Genomic DNA, 22,017 nt, shown 5'->3' with positions numbered 1-22,017 from the left:
ATAAATACGAGGAAACCGAAAATCGCGAGAGTAGGTACCAATCAAATACTGAATTAATAATGAGATTATTATCAACTATGACACTTTCTTTAGCCATTTTTGTAGGGAGTGTAAATGCACAAACTCAAGCCGAAGAAACAACAACAAGTGAAGCTAGTGAAGTAGAAAAGGAACTTCTATTAACTCCAACCTATGGCTTTTCTCATAAAAAACTAAGTTATATCACATTAGAAGATGGAACAGAAATAAAAGGAAACATCACTGATTTAGATAGAGAAAAAGGTTTAATTGAGCAGGTTAAAGTAAAAGATGGCGAAGGAAATAAACATAAACTAAAACCGGAAGACATCAAACACATGTACCTACCTCCTAGCGGTTTAGATAAAATAGGTAATGCATACAACATGATTCATGATGCCAAGAAATGGAACAATCAACGGTTAGAGCAAGACCTTATTAACCAAGGCTATATATACCTTGAAAAAACTGATGTGAAAATTAAAAAGAAAACCGAGGAATTATTGGTTCAGTTATTAAATCCAACTTTTAGTGAAAAGATTTCTGTATACCATGACCCAAGAGCTAAAGAAACTTTTTCTGTAGGCGTTGCTGGAGTTAATGCCGCAGGTGGAATTTTAAAATCTTATTATCTAAAAAAGAACTCTGATAAAGCTGCTTATAAGTTAACTAAGAAAGACTATCAGAAACAGTTTAAAATATTTTGGAGTGATTCCGAGGGAATCATTAAAAAATACCCAGATGGGAAATGGAGAGATTTAACAGACCATATCCATTTATATAACGAGTTATAAAATATTATAATTACTAAGGCTGCATAAAAAGCAGCCTTTTTTATTCCTAACCAAAACTTACTCCTTCTTCTTTCCTCCTATAAAGTCTGTTTGTTGTTGCTCCACTTCTTTTAACTTTATTTGGTGCAATTCCTTTTCTAACTCTCTTATTTTTTCTATCAACTCAGCATCATCTGATTTTACAGTAGATTTAGTTTCTTTAAAAAGAGCTCGATAATTTCTTTCTTCAGAATAAAGCGCAGGTGTTTTTGCAGGACTTGATTCTACGGTAAGTGAGCCAAAACTAGCTTTGTTAATGCCTAATTCTGCCGTATGAGCTATAATAGTTATTTTTCCAGCCGTATTGGTCGAGCGAATTAAAATTGGTGCAGTCCCCCACTCTACTAACCTAGGGTTAGCAAATATTTTTCCATCATCTATAATCTCACCTTCCCCTTCTACTTCGAACCTAATGTGACTATTATTTTGGCGTTTTATATTTCCATCCTTATCTGTTATTGATGCTATAACAGTAATAAAATCCGAGCCATTGGCTTCAAAAGGCACTTCAGGTGTGAGCCGTTCTAACCTTATTTGAGAAGCTACTTGTGCCGTTTCTTTTTTATCTATCGCCACTACTTTTCCATTCATCAAGCCTTCTACTTTAATGTTGGCGGTGTGCTTTAACTCTTTATTTCCATGCAGCGCTTTTACATCCATAAATCTGTAAACATCTTTAAATACCACCGATGGATGTGGCATAGCTCTATTTAAATCACTGATTTTAATATGAAACGTATCTTTCTCATAACGTATTAAACGTACTTCATCACAGTTGGTAAATACTTTTATATCGGCATCTGAAAATGGAGTCATTTCATGTGCCATATAAACCATAGGCTCATATATTTTAGGGTTTTTCTGAGAACGAAATAACTGATAAGAGTATTTCGTTTGACGAAATACATCAGTTAGTCCACCATAAAAGGGATCGGGATGATAACCTCGCTGATGATCGAACCCACACCATAAAGTCCCACCAATATGTTGCTTATTCATTTTATATAGTGTCTCCCAATCGGTATTAACCATATCCATTTGTTCGTAATGCTGTGCTTGTACCAATTGCGATTTCTCCCCCCACGAACGAGCAGCCCTACTTGGTGAATTATGTGCCGACCAATTATCTACAGCATCACCCCATTCGCGCACAAAAAATGTTCTATCATCCGTACTATAATCCAAAGCAACAGCCTTATAATTATCACTGGTAGGTCTTAAAGCCTGATTCCAAAATCCATGTTTAAACTGATGAGAATAGGTTAAATCAGAATGCTCCCCACCTTCGGCATGATGATCGCTCGCTGTATAAGCTCCTTGGTAAGGATACTCCTGATGAACCGCATCGCAAGCATTCTTTGCAAAACTTGCTGGATACCAAGTTTCATTTAAAATAGGCTCCCACCATATTACACTTGCATGATTTCGGTCGCGACGAACCATATTGCGAATATCTGAGATAACACGCTGTTCAAAAATAGGATCTTTATGCCAATGGTGCCACCCTGGAGTAGCCACAATAAAAAACATACCTAAAGCATCACAGGCATCCATAAAGGCAGGATCAGCCGGATAATGAGCAGCACGAATAATCATACAACCAGCTTTCTTTAGTATCCAAGCATCTCTTAACGAACCATTGTTAGGTAAAGCATTGCCCACATAAGCATGGTCCTGATGACGATTTACTCCCGTAAGCTTTCCCTCAAAAGGTTCATTATTCAACCAGAAACCATCTTTACCTTTAAACTCAATTTTACGAATTCCTAATTTTAAACTTACCCCATCAATAGAGGTTTTCTTACCATGAGAAATGCTTGTTTCTAAGGTATACAAAGTGGGGCTATCTGGCGTCCATAACTGAGGTTTATTGAGCTTTAGTACTTTGCTAATATGTTTACTGCTATTACTATTTACAGAAAGCTTCTCATCCTCCTGCACTACAATATTACCATTGCTATCTTTTAATGTATGCTGTACGGTAATATTTCTAGGGTTCTTATCAATATTATTAATGTGGGTTTTTACAACAACATGTACAGATTGCTTAGTTAAATTTTCATAATGAACAAAAACACCCCCACCTGCTAATTCATCTACAGTATTAGGGTTGGTAATATATGTTTGCGCAGTTGAAACCAACCACACATCTCGATATATGCCCCCGAAATAAGAAAAATCTAATCTTTCCTGTGCTTTTCCAGGAGGAAACAAGGGGTCGTTACTATTATCAGCCCAAACAGAAAGAACATTCTCTCCTTTTCGTAAATGTTTAGTTAAATCAACCTCAAAAGGCAAATAGCCACCATAATGAGATTGTAATAAATGGCCATTCAGCCAAACCTTACATTTACCCATCACGGCCTCAAAATGAAGCGTTACCCTTCTATTGTTTGTATTAAATGGTATAGTAAAGTGCTTACGATACCAAGCTACTCCTAGGTAATTTGCACTTCCACTAGCTTGATCCGAATTCAACTCTAAACCATGAGGACAATTTACTATTTCCCAATCTTTATCAATAAAATCAAAACGCTCGGCTCCAATTTCATTCCCCTTTATAAAACGCCATCCTGAGTTAAAATCATAAACTTCCCTACCACTATTTTCTAGTTCAAAGAAGCCCGCTTTTGAGTATTCGAAATCGGTAGTTTGTGCAAATACAAATGGTAGATATAAACACAATAAGAGTGATAAATAGATTTTTTTCATTTAAAGGAGTATTGAATCTTATAAGAATGATTGATGATTGTGGAAAGTTATAAAAATTACCACAATCATCAATTTTCTATTTTAAGCCAATACTCACTTTAAATTATTATAGATATAGGCGCAATGTGTGTGTGTGTGTGTGTGTGTGTGTGTGTGGTAGGTTATCTAATTGCCATCTTTGAAGCATTCCGCCTACTCCTTATTCCGTTTACCCTATTTAATAGTTGCCTTAAACCAACCACTTCCCCATGCTGCACACCAAAGGAAGTTTTCATTATATGGATCAGGTTTAAAATCAGTCATCTTATCTGGCTGACCAATACCTTTATTAATTTTCATCCATGATTTTCCCCCATCATGCGTTAAGTATAAACCAGGATTTTTAAAATCCTTTTGATAAGGAACAATAATAGTTACGATATCTGAATTAATAGGAGAAACCTCCGCTTGCCACACATAAGGAGCTTTAAAAAACTTCTTCCAGCTTTTTCCATCATCCCTACTTTTCCATACTCCACCTGCTTCATAAGCTCCAAAAGAGGAACCCGTTGACATATACATCGCATGTGTATTTCTATCTATAGTCAAGTTATTTACTGAGGCTATTTGTGCAGGAATTATTACCTTTTCCCAATTTAACGCACCATCTACTGATTTATACAATCCTCCTTTATGATGTTTGTTACGCTGGTTCACTGAAGCATAAATCACTTTAGGATTTTTCGGGTCCATGGTTAAGCGACGAACACTACATAACTCAGGCAATCCTTCATTGCTCAATGTCCAATTAAAACCACCATCATTAGAACGGTAAACACCATACTTACCTTTTTTCATCACACTTTCCTTCGGAGATGCTCCCACTTCCTGAATGGTATGACGAATAGCACAGAAGTACATGTTATCGGGATTCTTTGGGTCCACCATTAACGAATATTGCGGTGCAATACCTCTAAAAGATGGATTATTGCCTTCAAAAATTGTAGATATATTCTCCCAAGTTTTACCTCCATCCACAGAACGACGCATTTTACCACGATGCTCTTGTCTCCAACCAATGGTATAAATAATATTTGGGTCGTTTGGATGAACTGCAACTGTTGAGGCTGAATGCAGACCATGATTTCCGCTATGGTCGTTTACCTGGCCTTCAATTTGTTTTACTGCCACAGCATCTTTGTCAGGATAGTTACCTAAAGGCGCTGTTTCCCATAAGCCATGCTCTCCACTACAAAGTAAAAATCTGTCCTTTTTCCCTGTCTCCAATAACATAAAACGACCAGGAAGGTTACTATCTCCGCGGCCTACCCAAGCATTACTCCCTGGAGCTGTTTCGTAATCATCAACCTGCTTCCATGTTTTACCGCCATCACTGGTACGTTGTGTTTGTTGCTGCACACCAATAAAAGCTTCACCTTCAGCATTAATAGCCAACATTCTATTACCGAATCTAACTTCATTCAGTTCCGCATTGGCAATTCCCACATGCGCAAACTCTACATTGGCCCCTGTTTCAATACCTTTGCTTGCCCAATATTCTTTATCTTTTTGCTGATTCCAATAGGTTCCTGCTCGTGCACAAATTTTCCAGTTTTTACCACCATCCTCTGTTTTCCATGCATCACCGGGTCCAAAACTCTTATCATGACGTTGGTTAGCTACCAAGTATATCTCATCTTTATTTAAAGGGTTTACCACTATCCTATTAAAAATAGAATAAGTATTTTCAGGAAACTCAGGGTATACCTTTTTAGAATTTACGCCAAACCAATAGCTCAATACTTTGTAGTAGTTGCTACGATGATAGGTATCGTTTATCTGATTAAAATCAACACCCAGATTACCTGTAATACTCTCCCAATTCTTTCCACCGTTAGTACTTTTATAAACACCACCTTTTGTATTTATGCTCTTACCATTTGCCTCATAAACAGTTTGTTCTACTAAATACAAAACAAACTCTTTTGTTTTAGCATTATAATATGATGTTAAATCTCGAGGAAGATTATTCGGTAAGCCTTTTCCGCTTTCACTCCAAGTATCACCAGTATCGTTACTTACAAAAAAACCATGACTAGTGGCTATATACATTTGACTTGGCTTAGCTGGATTAATCACAATACGCGCTACATCTAAATCCTCAGATATATCAGTGGCTACTTTTTTCCAGGTTTTACCGTGGTCAGATGTTTTTAACACATAACCATAACTTGCTCTACTATGCTTTTTTCCATGTATCAATTCCTGAGAACGATGATTGCTTTTTACATTCCAGAAATCACCTGCTCCTACAAACCAAATATCATCATCATTAGGATGAATAGCCATCTTAGTATGTGCATTGTAACTTGACTTTGTGTCTCTAGGAATTGTATATATTAAGTCCCAAGTTCTACCTCTATCCGTCGTTTTAAATATCTTTCCTCTACGCTCAAGCGCTAAACCAAAATCAGGATTTTGACGTGAGAAAACGATATCAAGCACACGCTCCATGCACTTGCCATCTCCATCATAATCCTTTATCGTATGCCATGATTTGCCATTATCCCACGTACCATACGAAACATGCATATCTGGTCCCATAAACATAACGTTTACATCGGTAGGATGACACCAGAACTCCTCATTATAACCTGACATCCCTGGCCCAAAATTCTTCCATTCAATCGATTTATCCGACTCTACTCGCTTCGTTTTTATTTCTTTAAAGAAAGCTTCTTTATTGATTTGCTTTGCTTTCTGACTATTTGCATTAATAGCTACTAAAAGACATAATGCTAGTAATCCCTTTTTTAAATTCATGTGTTCAAATTTTATTCATAATAACATGCGAGACTTGCCAAATAATTCTTCCTCTCTTGCCTCAAATGCATAGATTTAACTATTATTTGAAATTTTATTTAAAGATGAATAATTACTAGATGGGTTTACCATAAGTTGGATATACTATAACTAAACATTTCACTTTATTTAATTTCAAAAACTAGACAAAAAATTGGAACGGGATATAATGCATTTTAGAATAAGGGGTAAATAGAATGGGCTATTTTTTTTGTATTTCCTATAATGTATTAAATGGTTTATTCAGCGTTCGATAATTGCACGGTACTTATAGCAACCCACAGTAAACGCATTTAGACAAATATCTAATATACCACCTCGCCTTCGGCACCACTCCTAAAATTTAAGAGGATAACTCCGCGAAGAATGAGTGGGGAGGTGGTTTTAAAATGTTAATGCAATTGCCCTATATCAAACTCTGAGAATGGATTATCTGAGTTAAAACTATATCTTTGCGCAAAACACAAAATTTACATGGAATACATAGAGTTTGATATTAAAAACATCATTCACGATGCTTTGCAAGAACAGATTATACCCTATAGCGTTGAACTCAATTGTGAGCTATTCAACTCTCCGTTAAATAATATTTATGGCACAAATATTTACCATAGTGATGAATTGGATGGTAAAGTAGAAGTAATTGCAGACTTTACATGTTGCATAGATAATGAGGATAAAACACCATGCAGAGGTCATTTTAAAGGAACTTTTAATGTAGAACACAAGTGCTTTTTTGATGGTGCTTATGAAGTCAGTTTGTAAATCCTCTTTGAAATAATGATAAGCTTCAACCCTCTGGCTTGTGTTAATTCGAAACTATTATAGCCATGTATTGTTTTAATGCTTTACGATACAAACACAAAAAAGTAAACCATGAAAACAGCTTCATTAACAAACGCAATAGTATATAAAGAGGATAAGCCTAATATTCAGCCTTTGTTAGAAACCCCTTTCAGTAAGGAAATACGTATTATTTTTAAGGCTGGTCAGATAATGAAAGAACATACAGCACCAGGCGCTATCGTTGTTGAAATATTTGAAGGTACTATCGATTTTGGTGTTGAAGGTAAAATTCATCGAGTAGTTAAAGGTGACATGCTGACTTTAGATGCAAAAGTACCGCACGACTTAAAAGCGATTGAGGATAGTATAGTACGATTAACACTAGCTAAAAAGGATACCGTGAATAGGGTATTTAGCGTAGTGAGATAAAACAATTATAATTTAATGGACGAAATAATTACAATTAATAAACAATCCACAAGGGAAGAGATCATTGATATACTAGTCAATTTATTTAGCCCCTACGCGGCCGAACTTCTTAATTCAGGTGGTGATTTTAGCTATATGAATATGTATGCAGATAACTTTAGCGGTCAACTGCAAAAACAGACCGACCTGAGTGATGAAGCTATTTTTGAGATTTTAAACGAAGCCTGCGATCTTAGTTGGAAAAGGCAATCTAACGGTTAAGGTTTATTGATGTCTTTAATTTACTCATGCTATAAACCATTAATAGTAGTAACTATTGATGGTATATAGTTACTACTATTGACAGCATATAGTATAAGTATAGGTATTATATAGCAGTCGCTATGTTTTCCTTAAAAGTTCGTTAGCCTCTTTTTTTAGAGCAGCCTTACTAAATTTAAATCAATCCTTTTTTTCTATAAAATAGCACTTTCTCCTCACCCTTATAACTAACTGATATATAGATAATAATTTCACCCTCTAAAATCGTCAGGTGCATTTTCATTTTTCCTCCTGATGATTTTTAAAAATCCTCCTGTCCATTTTCATTTTTGCACGTAGTGCAAAAATGATTACCTAATAATCAAACCCTAAAAAGTAAGGTATTGCACTTTGGTACCACTAATACGTACTTTTTTACCCTTTGCACTTTATTATTTGGTATATCTTAGATGTAGAAAATTAGATATAATTAAAAGAGCAAAAACATGTATCGCCACAAATACCAACAAGCTATATTAAAGAAACCTTTATGTGTTTATACACCAATAAGAGCCTACCTATTTGTTATAGCAGTAGTAATTTTTCTCCCTAGTATAAAAGCCCAGAACAATACCGAAGCCTCAAAACATCCAGCTCATGTTTTAGAAAGTTTTGAGGATGGTATACCTAAAGGACTAAGCTCAACAGGCAGGAGCATAAGTATTGACACCAAACGCATGAAACATGGAGAACAATCGTTAAGATGGCTCTGGCAAGGAAATGACCAACTTATTTTTGACACACCCATTGGTTACCATAAACAAGGTATTATATCTAAAGATAATATGGGTATAATAGATAGTCATGGTGGCTCCGAAACTAACCCAGTGTTAGAACCTCCCAGAGGATTCTTTGCATGGGTATATAATTTAAAAGCCAGCCAACAACGTATGCGCATTCAATTTGGCAGAGGAGATATAGTAGATTGCGAGTTTGATTTCAATCTTAATTTTAAAGGATGGCGCAGCATAGCTATTGGTTATGATAGAGGCGATATGCGCGGTGTTCCTCGCGAAGATATGACTCGCGTGACCTTCAATGCTCCAACTACTGGTTCTGGCATTTTCTTTTTAGATATGTTAGGTACATCTGTTACCATGAACCCACGGACTGTCGGTCCAAATCCACAGTTACCCAATATCGACCAGCATCCACGTCTGGTAGCACAGTATCCTCACTTACTTTTAGAGTATAGCAAAATGACACCTAGTTTTTCGTTGGTGCCGATGAGCAATGATATTCTGAAAGATTTTAGAATCATAGAGGAACATGTAAAAGATATTTATTGGCCTAAGCATTTAGCCGGCAAAAACAAGGACGAAAAGCTCGCTAAAATAAAAGACACCTTCAATAAATTTGAAATTACTAATGATGGAGATAGTATATATGGGAGACCACTTATGTATACCCACATAATGAACGATCACTTTGCTGAATTGAAACTCACTAAAAAAAAGAAGTTTGAAGGTATGAAAAGGTGGCGTCATGATTTCAATTACCTCTTACGAGATATTTCTAACCTGCATTACTACACACAAGATGAATCCGTAAAAAAAGAGTTGGAAGATATGTTTATTCAACTTTTTGACTATGGAGTAGACCAAGGCTTTGATGCCGGAGCGGGTTTAGGTTGGCTGCATCATTATTCATATAACATTAGAGAATATGGGCCTGCCATGTATATTATGCGCGATGTATTAAAGAAGCATGACAGACTGAGCAAGGCTATAGAAATTTGCCGTTGGTTTTATGCCGTTAACATGGTATATAACGAAGAATTGGTATATGGTCATAAAAATCGAGTAGCAGGTAATGCCGACGAAATACAAGGTATATTAAAACCTCGCTTACTCAGCATTTTAATGCAAGATGATTCTCGAGAAAAGGAACGCGACATTCGACATTTCTCGTCCTATTATTCTAATATAATTACAGGATATGCCAATGCCTTGGATGAAACATTTAAACCAGATGGTACCGTATTTCATCATGCTGGTCACGCTTTCGGTTATGGAGGAAGAGCCATAGGTGGTGCAGCAGCTACCATGTATATGCTCTCGGGCACCGAGTATGCTGCCACAACCGATTCTTACCAAAGACTAAAAAAGGTAGTTGAATCCTATATATACCAGATGTTTACCAATAAAGTTATTGCACCTAAAGCGTTTGCTAACATCCGATTTGACACCTATGAATTGCCTAGCATGTATTATACTATTCCTGCGATGATGGCCTTGAGTTCGAAAAAGTTTGACCAAGAAATGGCTGCATTATTTCAAGATTTACGATCTAAATATAATAAAGATGATGAAGACCATGCTTTCTGGCAAAGTAAGTTAGATAAAAAAGGTATTGAAACCCAAAAGTACGATTATACCCAATGCAAGATATTCCCTTATACTTGTGTCGGAATTAACCGAATGCAAAATGATTACCTCATCAGCGTAAGAGCGCATAGTAAATACGTGTATCCATTCGAGAGTTGGGGTAAGTCGTTTTTAGCCTTTCCTTTATTTGTGGCCAACGGTTATCTTGATGTTTCATATCCTAAAAGTATAGATAGTGCTACTCCATCAAATAAAAAATGGTATTCAGGCTTCGATTGGCATCGCTGGCCAGGCGTAACTTCTGTTCAACTCCCCTACGCAGAAATGATAACCGACCCAGGCCAAGTAAGAGATGAAGCTGGAGAATATCTATTTAGCGACCAAGCGTTTTCTGGAGGTGTTTCAACCTCATATAGTTGTGGCATTTATGCTTTTCAGTTTAAGGGGCACGATAAATTTAAGCTACAAGGTTTTACAGGCAAAAAGACTTATTTTTTCGTGGGTGATAAGGTACTTTGTTTAGGTTCAGATATTCAAAGTGACTTAAACTACCATGTTGAGACAACGCTTTTCCAAAGTCATTTAGATAAGCCTAATTTACCTACACACTCAAGCTTCAATGGAAAGGTGAGCCAATTTCCATATCATAAAGAAAGTTCAGTTGATTCTCCTATTTGGATAATTGACCATAGAGATACTGGCTTCTACATCAATGATATTGGTTCTAATAGCTCCTTTACTCTTTACCGCAACGAGCAGAAGAACCCTGATTGGAACAATAAGAAGGAAGTAACTGGCAACTTTGCGACAGCTTATATCAACCATGGACAACGACCTACTGATGGTTCGTACAATTACATTTTAATAGCACAAGCCAACGAAGAAAAAATGGAGTCTTTCGCTAAACAGATGCAAGGCAAAAACAAGCCCTTTGAAGTCGTTCAACAAGATAAGATAGCTCATGTGGTGAAACTAAACGAAGAGAGCGCAACTGCTTATGCAGTTTATAATGCTATAGGTTCCAGCTTTAAAAAGGGTACTGTGCAAAAGGTAAACAAACAGTCCACATTTATCCTTAAGGAAGTAGAGAACTATGCCTTATTGTCTGTAGCTGACCCCGATTTAAATATATATGACGGTCAGGATGATTTACTACCTGATGGAACTCGCTGCGAACTTTCTATTTACGAACGAGAATGGTTCTTTTGGCCAAGTCGTTCCAATAAGGTTCAAATAACATTAAAAGGAAAATGGGATATCAAAGAACAACCAATCCCCATGGAAACTGCTAATCAAAAGTATGCTCAAATTATCTCAAAAAGCACCAAACAAACCATCATTGAATTTGAATGTAAAGATGGATTAAGCTCGGAGGTCGCTCTAGTAAGAAAATAATTCTCCATTCTTTCGCTAGCTATAATTCAGTTACAAATACTACTTTGAGTAAGCATAAAAAAAAAGAGGAATCCATTTGGATTCCTCTTTCTATCTTTATTTTAAAAACTATCATTTATTCCATTGTAACCTTTACACTTTGTGCTTGAGCAACAACAGCCTTGTATTCCTCTGATGTTAGATCACTAAAAAAATACTTAACAGGATCAACTTCTACTCCATTAACATGTACTTCATAATGCAAGTGTGCTCCCGCTGATAAACCAGTATTTCCAACATGACCTATTACTACTCCTCTTTTAACTTCATCACCTCTTCTTACATCTTGCTTGCTTAAGTGAGCATACAAAGTGGTGATACCAAAGCCATGATCTATTTCAATCATTTTTCCAAAACTATCTGAATAACGAACCGACTTTACTTTACCATCAGCAGATGCATAAACATCTGTACCAGTACGCGCAATAAAATCAATTCCTTCATGCTGACGCCATTTCTTTAGGATTGGATGAAATCTTCTTGGTGAAAAACCTGAACCAATTCTTTTTAAATCCCAGTTGGCTACAGGTATAATAGCAGGCATGTGTTGAAGCCTATCTTTATTTACAATGCTCTTTTTAAATAACTCCTTATACGAACCTTGTTGAACATTCATTTTAGCTACAAGTCCATCTAACTTTTTATAGGCCTCTAAAATTTCTTTAGAATCTTCAGCTCCTACTAAATCTTCGTATTTATCTGTACCCCCTGTACCCGCTATCCTAATATCCTCACCTAGCACAGGTTCTCCTAACATGCTCCTATACAAGCTATCGTCCAACGAAACCAATAAATTCAATGTCTCATTAACATCATTAATTCTTTCGTCCAAAAGTTCTTGATGGACTTTCATATTATCAATTTGTTGCGCTTGAATCTTTTCTTTTGGTGTTCCAAATCCTCCGAAAGCCATTGCAAAATAAGCAGATACTCCAAAAGCGGCACTCGCTAGGACATATGGCAATAATTTCTTTGCTCTATCTTTAAATGTAATCTCAACTTGAATATAAGTTAATGATTCAGGATCGTATATATATTTACTTTTTGCCATTTCTAAGTATACTTTATATTTTCCACAGTCGTTATTAGGTATTTTTAAGGTCTAATTTATGCTAAACAAAAATGACCTATTTAACACAATCTGAGACAAATCTTCTTTTCATGCTTAAATTCCTTTATTCAAGGCATGGTTTTTATTACGGCAGATAACATAAAATGTTACACACCCCCCACCATTCAATAGAAAAACTACTTTCTACAATTGAAATTCAGAAATTAACACTTAAACATAAGACTTGAAAGACCTTCTTAAACAAGAACCCAATAATCCAACATTATTCCTTGTTTGTCACAAATATAGCATTGTTTATCAATCCTACCATATTAGGCACTATTTAAGTTTGTTTTTTTTAACTTATCATATTTAAACTAAACGAAACCAACTTTAGAACTTAAGTATTTAAATAGTCTATATGGTTTTTTGCCAAAAATACATGGGTGGATCACATTCCTCAAACCCAAGTTTATTATATAAGTTTTGAGCCTTCGGGTTATCATGCCTTACTTCCAGCGTTATTTTACAATAATTGTTAGTTAGCACATAATCCGATATCTTTTCCAACAAAGCTTTCCCTGCTCCTAACCCACGATATTTGGGTGATACAACATAGTCGTGGATATTAATTAATTGCTTTGCCTTAAACGTAGAAAATGCAATAAAGCAATTTGCCAAGGCAATGAATTCGCCACCATATTTCAATAAGAAACCTAAATAATTGTTTTGCTCCTTTAGTCCATTAATGATATCTACTCCAAGTTCCTCAGGCAATGGGCTATGTAATCCCATATCATCCAACATATAATCGTTCATCAAACTCAATAATGCTTGTTGATGAGTTTCATCCTGAATATCTATTTTAACTAAATTAAAATCTTCTTTTTCCTCTACCATTGAAGTCCGTCTTTTGTAAAAGGTACATTAACCCACGTCTTATTCTTATACTCCTTTAAAGTTTTATAACCCGCCTTAATTAGTTCGTCAGCGACATACTCATATCCAACTTGTAATTTCTCGGGATAATGCGCATCACTATTAATGGTTATATCGATACCCTTTTCAAGCATTATTGAGAATAATTCAACCCCAGGAAATAAAAGGCCATTACGTTCAAATGATTTTGTATTAATTTCCACAATCACATTGTTTTCTTTAATACAATCCAAAGTTTCATTTAACTCTTGTTTATACCACTCTTCATTTTCATCAAACAAAGGCTCCGTTGCATTGTGCATCTTAATTTTATCAAAATGCCCAATGATATCAAACTTCTGCGTTTTAAGCATCTCACGATTTAAATGGTAGAATCGTTGAACAACTGTTTTAATATCTCCATTGAAAATTTCATCCAAACCTTTTTTAAACTCATCAAAACTTCCATCTATTGCCCAGTGTTCACCATCTTGAAACTGGTCTACAAAATGAATGGATCCAATTTTATAATCAAGCTTAATATCCTTTAGAAAGGGAAAATCCGGTCCTGTAACATCAGGTATATAATCTATCTCAAGTGATGTTAATACATCAATGCCTGAACCATACTTTTCCTCTAAACAACCGATATCTGATAAATATTGATGCAAGTTTTCTTGTTTCATGGTCCAAAAACAATCAAATGGAACTGGAGCATGCGAAGAAATACCAATAGCTGGCATTTTGTTTTCTATTGCTTGTAAAATATATGTTTCTATTTCGCCATGACCATCACAATATTTACAATGACCATGATAATTTGTCCAACCCATACTTTGCCATTTTATAATTTCGACTAAAAATCTAATATTTTTCAAAGAATTCAAACTCAAACCTCATGAAATACCTGAATATTGTAAGAAAATATCCAATTTTAATTATTATTAACCTACTGCCTAAAAAGATGTTTATAATAAAGCATTATTAAATATACAATGCTTAAATTTGCGCTCGTTTTTACAAAATGATGTTATGGGCTTTATAGAAGAGATACAACGCAGGAGAACATTTGCAATTATTAGTCACCCCGATGCTGGTAAAACTACACTAACCGAAAAACTTTTGCTTTTTGGTGGTGCTATCCACGTAGCGGGTGCTGTTAAGTCAAATAAAATTAAGAAAACCGCTACCTCCGATTTTATGGAGATAGAGAAACAACGTGGTATCTCTGTGGCAACTTCTGTAATGGGGTTTGATTATAAGGACCATAAAGTAAATATTTTGGATACACCAGGTCACCAGGATTTTGCTGAAGATACCTTTAGAACGCTTACTGCAGTGGATAGTGTTATCATTGTAGTTGATGCTGCCAAGGGAGTGGAGAACCAAACCAGAAAACTAATGGAGGTTTGTCGTATGAGAAAAACTCCCGTAATGGTTTTCATTAACAAAATGGACCGCCCAAGTAAAGATCCGTTTGATTTATTAGACGAGGTTGAAGAAGAGCTAAAGATTAGTGTTCGACCATTAAGTTGGCCTATTGGAAATGGACCTTCATTTCAAGGGGTATACAATTTATTTGAGCAAAATCTTAATCTTTTTGAGCCAAGCAAACAAACGGTTGAAGAGAGCATTGCTTTCGATGATATTAGTAATCCTGAATTAGAAGGTATTATTGGTGACGACCCAGCCACTGTGTTGAGAGAAGAATATGAATTAGTTGAAGGTGTATATCCTGAGTTTGAAGTTGAGGAATATTTAAAAGGTGAATTAGCACCCGTATTTTTTGGTAGTGCCTTAAATAACTTTGGTGTAAATGAGCTATTAAACTGTTTTATCCATATAGCTCCTAAGCCTCAACCGGCCACAACTGTTGAAAGGGTAATAGAACCTGACGAAAATAAGTTTTCTGGTTTTGTTTTTAAGATTCATGCCAACATGGATCCTAATCACCGAAACAGAATTGCCTTCGTTAAAATTTGTTCGGGTAAGTTTGAGCGTAATAAAAACTACTACCACGTGCGCCAGGGTAAAAACTTCAAATTTTCGAGCCCAACAGCGTTTATGGCAGAAAAAAAATCGATTATCGACGAAGCTTTCCCTGGTGATATTGTAGGATTGCCTGATTCTGGAAATTTTATAATTGGAGATACGCTTACTGAAGGGGAAAAAATCAACTTTAAAGGTTTACCGAGCTTCTCTCCTGAGTTGTTCCGTTATATTGAGAACGATGACCCAATGAAATCAAAGCAGTTGGCAAAAGGTATCGACCAGTTGATGGATGAAGGTGTGGCGCAGTTATTTACCAGTCAATTTAATGGAAGAAAAATAATTGGAACTGTAGGTGCTCTGCAATTTGAGGTAATAGAACATCGATTAAATAATGAGTATAACGCCAAGTGTAGATACGAGCCTATTAATCTGCACAAAGCTTGTTGGATTCGTTCTGAAAATGTTGCGATGTTGGCTGATTTTAAGAGACGTAAAAACCAATATATGGCTAAAGACAAACAAGGAAGAGATGTATTTTTAGCAGATTCTTCGTACATGCTTCAATTAGCTCAGCAAAATTTTGAAGATATTGAGTTCCACTTTACCAGTGAATTCTAGGCTAGACACATAAACCAAAATTTGAATTGAATATTTAAGGTATAATTCATAACTTTTTTGTGTAATTTGGGTACAAGTAATTACCTACAATCTCAACACAAATAGTTATGGATCATGCTTTAAAGTCAGGCTTACACCAATCCACTAAGGTGGTCATTAACCAAAGAGACCTCGCCACGTCTTTAGAAACGGGGGAAGTTCCTTATGCAGCTACCCCTTCGCTCATTATTATTATGGAAAAAGTAATTTGCGAAATGATTCATCCAGAAATTCCAGAAGGATATACCACGGTAAGTGCGGAGATTAATGTAAAGCACCTTTTGCCATTGGCACATAACGACCACGCAACATGTTCTATTCACCTAAAATTCGTCGAGGATACAAAGCTATTTTTTGACTTTGCTATTTTTAATACAGATGAAGATATCGTAGCTATTGGTGCACACGAAAGGTTTATCGTTAATAAATCGGAATATGTATCCTAACTAAAACTGAATTACTTTAAGTTTTGGATTATCCTTTAAATATCTATTTATAATAATACGTGCATCTTGATTATCATCATATAGAGTAATATTAGAAGAAACTTCATCCATGCTATCAAAGGCCAAATCTTTTTCTACCCAACCAAAGCCTTGGTATTTACCATCTTTTACAACCACTACAGACAGTTCTTCTAAATCTCTACCTTTATCTACAATTACAAAGTCTTTATAGCGATAAGCTAACTGCTCTATCAATGTCTCTACTCTACTGTTGTATTGTTCTGAAGACTCTTGGCCTACACATGCTCCATCACACGTTTTTAATTGATACTGAAAACAAGCTCCTGTACTATCATTTAATCCACTTAGTTTTTGACATAAATTAAAATCCTCGACCTTTTGAAATAAAAAATCTTTCGCCGATTTCAGAGAGTCAAATGAAGCCAGTGGAGTAACCCTTCCATCATTGGGTGCTATATTAAAACGAGCATACCCTTTTCTATCTTTAAAACTAAATAAACCAAAGTGGAACCTATTCTTTCTCTGGGCAACATTATATATGGGCTTGTTCTTTTTAATCTCGGCCGACTCTTTTAGCAAGGCCAATAATTCGCTACCTGTTTCTACAAAATCGACACTTGCCACTTCCTGTTTCATACGGACTGCTTTCTGTGCTTTTGGATTTCCCAGATGAGTTAATACACGTTGCTTAATATTTTTGCTCTTACCAATATAAACTAAGTCGTTTTTATCATTATATAAATAATAAACGCCATCACTAGCAGGTAGCTGTTTTACCTTTTCAATATCTAATTTAGGATGTAAACCTTTTATCGAGAAAAAACCATTTCCTTCCATTGGAAGGATTACGCCACCATTTTTCTCCAATAATATTTCAAAAAGCTCTATGGTAGCTAATGCATCTCCTGCCGCACGGTGACGGGCATCATTAGAAATACCGAATACTTCACAGATATTACCTAAACTATATGATTTATGCCCTGGCAACAGCTTTCTGCTTAGCTTCACAGTACATAAAGTCTCTCTATCAAAACCATAACCTAATGACTCAAATTCTGCTTTTATAAATCCATAATCAAAACTGGCATTATGCGCTACAAAAACGGTTCCCTCCGTAATGTCTACAATCTGACGTGCTACTTCATAAAATTTAGGGGCATCGGCAACCATCTCGTTAGTAATACCCGTTAATTGAGTTATATATGCAGGTATAAACTGTTCTGGGTTTATTAAGGACACAAACTCATCTACCACCTTATTGCCATCATGCAAATAAATAGCAACCTCAGTAATTTTTCCATTATTAAAGTTTCCTCCCGTAGTCTCAATATCGATGATGGTATACATAAATCCGTTCTAAATTTCTGATAATCTGTAAAGAAAGGAATAGATAATTTGCAGAGCAAAAATATGAATCATTTATTATGATTTTTTCACACTTTAAAACGTCTAAAAGCCACGCAAATTCTTGGATAGAACAATTATTAAACTTATATTTGTTTTAAGGTTATTGACAAAGAAACACCGCATCAGTTTTATTTAGATTGTTAAACTCAACGCTACAATAAAACCGAGTAAAGTTTTGGGATCTAAAGGCGGGCCTCACCTTCGGGTTATCATTTTTGGTACGGAGGATTACTGCGGATCTTATACACTCAAATCCTGTAATCAGGAGTTTAAATAGTCCATGATTGATGCGGCCGTCATAATAAGAGCTACCTATTTTAGGTGGCTCTTTTCTTTTACCCCCAGTTATCATTGATGATACAGATAGAAAACCTTATCTTTTCCACTCTAATATCAATTTTAAATCAACTCATATGTTAAAGTACCCTTTCAACAAGATCACCCCCCTATTATTGGTCTTTGGTATACTATTCAATCCAAATTATATTATTGGACAAAAAAAGGACAAGAAAAATGCAGATAAAGAAGAGCCTGCCATAAACAGCTCTCTGGTATCTGGCTTAAAATTAAGAAGCATTGGCCCCGCCTTTACTTCAGGTAGAATAGCTGACTTTGCTGTAAATCCAAATGACCATACTGAATTCTACGTAGGTGTGGCTAGCGGTAACATCTGGAAGACTTCCAACAACGGAACCACATTCGAACCTGTTTTTGATAATTATGGATCATATTCTATTGGCTGTTTAGCTATGGATCCGACCAATACCAATGTAGTTTGGGCAGGTACTGGAGAAAATAATCACCAAAGAGCTTTAGGCTATGGCGATGGAATTTACAAAACAGTAGATGGAGGAAAGTCTTGGCAAAACATGGGGTTAAAAGAGTCTCGCCAAATTGGTATGATTTTAATAGACCCAAGAAACCCCGATGTTGTTTATGTAGCAGCTGAAGGATCGGTTTGGGGCGCTGGAGGTGAACGTGGATTGTATAAAACAATAGACGGAGGAGAAACTTGGAATCGAGTCCTTGAAATAAGTGAGCATACGGGAGTCAATAATATTATCTGTGACCCCAGAAATCCTGATATTTTATACGCCACTACCGAACAACGTAGAAGACATGTACATACAAAAATTGGCGGTGGTCCAGAATCTGCAGTATATAAATCGACCAATGCTGGTAAAGATTGGACAAAACTGAGCAAGGGCTTACCAAGCGAACATATGGGAGGAATGGGTATTGCTATCTCTCCACAAAAACCTGATGTATTATATCTTATTATTGAAGCCGCCAATAATGCGGGCGGTTTCTTTCGCTCTAGCGACCGAGGCGAATCATGGGAAAAAATGAGCGACCATCATTCGAGCGGACAATATTATAACGAGATATATTGCGACCCCATTGAGTTTGACAAAATCTATTCTGTAGAAACCTACTCGCATGTAACAACAGATGGCGGTAAAAACTGGTCCAAAATCAGTAATAAAGATCGCCATGTGGATGATCATGCTATTTGGATTGACCCTACCAACAACAAGCATTTTATGATTGGTGGCGATGGCGGAGTTTATATCACTTATGACGATGGTGACAATTGGAGACAAGTGAGCAACCTTCCGATTACTCAGTTTTATAGAGTTACGGTTGATAACGCTGAGCCATTTTATAATGTATACGGAGGAACCCAAGATAATGCAACTTTAGGTGGTCCCGTTAAAAACACAAGCACCTTTGGAGTTACTAGTGGAGAATGGATTGTAACGGTTTTTGGTGATGGATTCTGGTCACGAGTAGACCCAACCAATCCCGACATTGTATACAGCGAATGGCAATACGGTAATGTAGTTCGATACGACAAAAAGAGTGGTGAAAAAATAATGATTAAACCACAGCCTGGCAAAGAAGAAAAAACTTATCGTTGGAATTGGAACTCTCCTTTAATTTTAAGTAAACACAGCCACACAACAATTTACATGGCTGCCAATAAATTATTTAAAAGTGCAGACAGAGGCAATACTTGGCAAGTCATATCAGATGACCTTACAGCGCAAATTGACAGAAACACTTGGCCCGTTATGGGTAAATATTGGAGTACTGATGCGGTTCAAAAGGATGTTTCAACTTCTCAATATAATACGATAGTATCTTTAGATGAGTCACCCTTAAAACCAGGGTTAATTTATGTTGGAACCGACGATGGTGTTATTCAGGTAACTGAGGACGATGGTAAAACATGGTCAAAAACATCTTCTTTTGAAGGAGTACCCGAATATACCTATGTAAGCGACATTTACGCATCACGTTTTGATGAGAATGTGGTATACGCCTGCTTCGATAATATGAAAAATGATGACTTTAAACCTTATATTCTGAAAAGTATAGATAAGGGAAAAACATGGATATCTATTTCTTCTAACCTTCCTGAAAATGGAACAGTACATACTTTAGAACAAGATTTTAAATCTTCGAACTTATTATTTGCAGGAACTGAGTTTGGTGTTTTCTTTTCTATTGATGAAGGTAATAATTGGACTCAGCTGAAAGAAGGCATTCCAACTATTGCTGTTAAGGATTTAGCTATTCAGGAAAGAGAAAACGATCTTGTGTTAGCTACTTTCGGTAGAGGATTTTATGTGTTAGATGATTATTCTCCGTTACGCGATTTATCGGAAGAACTAACTACAACTGAAGCTCACTTATTTCCTATAAAGAATGCTGATTTATATATTCAAACAGGGAAAATTTATGGACAGGGAGCTACGTATTACGGTGCCTCAAACCCTGCATATGGTGCAACATTCTCATTCTATCAAAAAGAAGTTCCAAAAACAAAAAAAGAAATAAGGAAAGAAAAAGAAAAAACGCTTTTTGAAAAAGGAGAACGTATACCTCAACCTAGTTGGAAGACTATTGAGAATGAGAAAGAAGAACTACCTGCATATCTAGTTCTAAACATTAAAGATAACGAAGGTAATTTAATAAGAACAATGACTAAAAAACCGAGCAAAGGTATTAGTCGCTTTACCTGGGATCTCAAATATAATTCTCAATCCATCTTGAATACTAGCAAATTTGAACCTATTAAAAAGAGCAAAGGCGGTATTTTCGTATTGCCAGGTTCTTATACAATAGAAATAAATCAAGTTTTCAACGGAGAAGCTAAACCATTGGCAGGGCCACAAACATTTACTATTGATGCATTAAGCAACACTACCCTTCCTGCTAAAAACAGAGCTCAAATGGTTGCTTTCCAAAAAGAAATAAGCGATTTATCAAGAGCAATGAACGGTAGTCTGAGACTATGCAATGAGTTAAAAGCAGAAATTGCCAGCATGAAGCAAACTGCTTTATATTTAGACAAAGCTCATCAAGAATTAATTACTGAGCTTAATCGTATTAATCAAGACTTGGATGCTATACTATTTTCATTTAACGGTTTAAAAGCCAAAGCAAGTTGGGAAGAAATTCCTCCAGTAGAAATGCCATTAATGAATAGACTAAATAGCATTATTTATGCACAAATTAATAGTACATCTGATATTACTAGCACCTCGCAACAAAGTTTTGAAATACTGAAAGAACAGTTCCCTCCAGTTCTGGAAAAACTTAAAAACATTGTTGAAAACGATATGCTTGATGTTAGAAAGAAACTGGACCAATTGAATGCTCCATATACTAAAGGAAGAGTTCCAATTTGGAAATAATGAAGCATATGATCGAGAATGCAATCGCATCATTATAACATACAATGAACACGAACAGCTCTATATCCCTTTAATGGTTTATACGGCTGTTTTTTTTCGAAGCATTTAAACCATAAGAGAGAAAACAATACATTCTTAAAC

At 35.9% G+C, this 22,017-nt stretch carries 14 protein-coding genes; 8 read left to right on the top strand and 6 right to left on the bottom strand.

The genetic code is table 11. The features are described 5' to 3' along the window. The first annotated feature begins 59 nt into the window (after positions 1-59). Entirely contained in the window at positions 60-812 is a 753-nt protein-coding gene (locus A8L32_RS02550) for a hypothetical protein (protein WP_143524999.1), read from the top strand. 57 nt (positions 813-869) lie between these two features. Here A8L32_RS02550 and A8L32_RS02545 read toward each other — a convergent pair whose 3' ends face one another. Together A8L32_RS02545 and A8L32_RS02540 are read right to left on the bottom strand one after the other, a co-directional pair. Continuing rightward, positions 870-3,563, bottom strand: coding sequence for a glycoside hydrolase family 2 protein (locus A8L32_RS02545; protein ID WP_066627393.1), 2,694 nt, complete (start codon positions 3,561-3,563; stop codon positions 870-872). A 213-nt stretch (positions 3,564-3,776) separates the two neighbouring features. Beyond that, a complete protein-coding gene (locus A8L32_RS02540; protein WP_066627384.1) occupies positions 3,777-6,365 on the bottom strand; it encodes a WD40/YVTN/BNR-like repeat-containing protein in 2,589 nt (862 codons plus the stop codon). A gap of 513 nt (positions 6,366-6,878) precedes the next feature. Here A8L32_RS02540 and A8L32_RS02535 point away from each other — a divergent pair. The 4 genes from A8L32_RS02535 to A8L32_RS02520 all read left to right on the top strand — a co-directional run bounded on the left by A8L32_RS02535 (position 6,879) and on the right by A8L32_RS02520 (position 11,641). Further along, positions 6,879-7,169, top strand: a complete 291-nt coding sequence (locus A8L32_RS02535) for a hypothetical protein (RefSeq protein WP_066627381.1) — start codon at positions 6,879-6,881, stop codon at positions 7,167-7,169. A gap of 111 nt (positions 7,170-7,280) precedes the next feature. After that, on the top strand, positions 7,281-7,619 hold the full coding sequence (locus tag A8L32_RS02530) for a cupin domain-containing protein (protein WP_066627378.1): 339 nt from the start codon (positions 7,281-7,283) through the stop codon (positions 7,617-7,619). A 15-nt stretch (positions 7,620-7,634) separates the two neighbouring features. Next, positions 7,635-7,880, top strand: a complete 246-nt coding sequence (locus tag A8L32_RS02525) for a hypothetical protein (protein WP_066627375.1) — start codon at positions 7,635-7,637, stop codon at positions 7,878-7,880. 485 nt (positions 7,881-8,365) lie between these two features. Continuing rightward, positions 8,366-11,641: a chondroitinase family polysaccharide lyase gene (locus A8L32_RS02520; protein WP_066627373.1), complete on the top strand. Its 3,276-nt coding sequence runs from the start codon at positions 8,366-8,368 to the stop codon at positions 11,639-11,641. A gap of 115 nt (positions 11,642-11,756) precedes the next feature. Here the strand turns inward: A8L32_RS02520 and A8L32_RS02515 are convergent, their stop codons facing one another. From A8L32_RS02515 to A8L32_RS02505, 3 genes are all read right to left on the bottom strand, one after another. Further along, positions 11,757-12,731, bottom strand: a complete 975-nt coding sequence (locus tag A8L32_RS02515) for a M23 family metallopeptidase (RefSeq protein WP_066627372.1) — start codon at positions 12,729-12,731, stop codon at positions 11,757-11,759. A gap of 417 nt (positions 12,732-13,148) precedes the next feature. Beyond that, the gene (locus tag A8L32_RS02510) at positions 13,149-13,631 is read right to left on the bottom strand and encodes a GNAT family N-acetyltransferase (protein ID WP_066627363.1); all 483 of its coding nucleotides are present in this window, start codon (positions 13,629-13,631) and stop codon (positions 13,149-13,151) included. After that, positions 13,625-14,482: a histidinol-phosphatase gene (locus tag A8L32_RS02505; RefSeq protein ID WP_066627358.1), complete on the bottom strand. Its 858-nt coding sequence runs from the start codon at positions 14,480-14,482 to the stop codon at positions 13,625-13,627. Before A8L32_RS02505 ends, A8L32_RS02510 begins: the two co-directional genes overlap by 7 nt. Positions 14,483-14,681: 199 nt before the next feature. Between A8L32_RS02505 and A8L32_RS02500 the strand changes: the two genes are divergently transcribed. Beyond that, positions 14,682-16,259 (top strand): peptide chain release factor 3, encoded by a 1,578-nt coding sequence (locus A8L32_RS02500; protein ID WP_066627351.1) that lies wholly within the window; start codon positions 14,682-14,684, stop codon positions 16,257-16,259. 107 nt (positions 16,260-16,366) lie between these two features. Further along, positions 16,367-16,744, top strand: a complete 378-nt coding sequence (locus tag A8L32_RS02495) for a thioesterase family protein (protein WP_066627349.1) — start codon at positions 16,367-16,369, stop codon at positions 16,742-16,744. On the opposite strand, the gene A8L32_RS02490 is transcribed toward A8L32_RS02495, so the two are convergent. Next, positions 16,745-18,112: an exonuclease domain-containing protein gene (locus A8L32_RS02490; protein ID WP_066627347.1), complete on the bottom strand. Its 1,368-nt coding sequence runs from the start codon at positions 18,110-18,112 to the stop codon at positions 16,745-16,747. It abuts the gene before it with no gap. Between the two features lie 473 nt (positions 18,113-18,585). On the opposite strand from A8L32_RS02490, the gene A8L32_RS02485 reads away from it, so the two are divergent. Then, positions 18,586-21,876: a WD40/YVTN/BNR-like repeat-containing protein gene (locus A8L32_RS02485; RefSeq protein WP_066627345.1), complete on the top strand. Its 3,291-nt coding sequence runs from the start codon at positions 18,586-18,588 to the stop codon at positions 21,874-21,876. Positions 21,877-22,017 lie beyond the last annotated feature (141 nt).

Source organism: Labilibacter marinus (assembly GCF_001659685.2).
GTDB lineage: Bacteria > Bacteroidota > Bacteroidia > Bacteroidales > Marinilabiliaceae > Saccharicrinis > Saccharicrinis marinus.
This window is presented reverse-complemented; position numbering and strand designations above follow the sequence as displayed.

Excerpts from the sequence above, each read along its gene's own strand:
- A8L32_RS02550 (WP_143524999.1), top strand. The coding sequence starts at position 60 with ATGAGATTATTATCAACTATGACACTTTCTTTAGCCATTTTTGTAGGG.
- A8L32_RS02545 (WP_066627393.1), bottom strand. The coding sequence starts at position 3,563 with ATGAAAAAAATCTATTTATCACTCTTATTGTGTTTATATCTACCATTT.
- A8L32_RS02540 (WP_066627384.1), bottom strand. The coding sequence starts at position 6,365 with ATGAATTTAAAAAAGGGATTACTAGCATTATGTCTTTTAGTAGCTATT.
- A8L32_RS02535 (WP_066627381.1), top strand. The coding sequence starts at position 6,879 with ATGGAATACATAGAGTTTGATATTAAAAACATCATTCACGATGCTTTG.
- A8L32_RS02530 (WP_066627378.1), top strand. The coding sequence starts at position 7,281 with ATGAAAACAGCTTCATTAACAAACGCAATAGTATATAAAGAGGATAAG.
- A8L32_RS02525 (WP_066627375.1), top strand. The coding sequence starts at position 7,635 with ATGGACGAAATAATTACAATTAATAAACAATCCACAAGGGAAGAGATC.
- A8L32_RS02520 (WP_066627373.1), top strand. The coding sequence starts at position 8,366 with ATGTATCGCCACAAATACCAACAAGCTATATTAAAGAAACCTTTATGT.
- A8L32_RS02515 (WP_066627372.1), bottom strand. The coding sequence starts at position 12,731 with ATGGCAAAAAGTAAATATATATACGATCCTGAATCATTAACTTATATT.
- A8L32_RS02510 (WP_066627363.1), bottom strand. The coding sequence starts at position 13,631 with ATGGTAGAGGAAAAAGAAGATTTTAATTTAGTTAAAATAGATATTCAG.
- A8L32_RS02505 (WP_066627358.1), bottom strand. The coding sequence starts at position 14,482 with ATGGGTTGGACAAATTATCATGGTCATTGTAAATATTGTGATGGTCAT.
- A8L32_RS02500 (WP_066627351.1), top strand. The coding sequence starts at position 14,682 with ATGGGCTTTATAGAAGAGATACAACGCAGGAGAACATTTGCAATTATT.
- A8L32_RS02495 (WP_066627349.1), top strand. The coding sequence starts at position 16,367 with ATGGATCATGCTTTAAAGTCAGGCTTACACCAATCCACTAAGGTGGTC.
- A8L32_RS02490 (WP_066627347.1), bottom strand. The coding sequence starts at position 18,112 with ATGTATACCATCATCGATATTGAGACTACGGGAGGAAACTTTAATAAT.
- A8L32_RS02485 (WP_066627345.1), top strand. The coding sequence starts at position 18,586 with ATGTTAAAGTACCCTTTCAACAAGATCACCCCCCTATTATTGGTCTTT.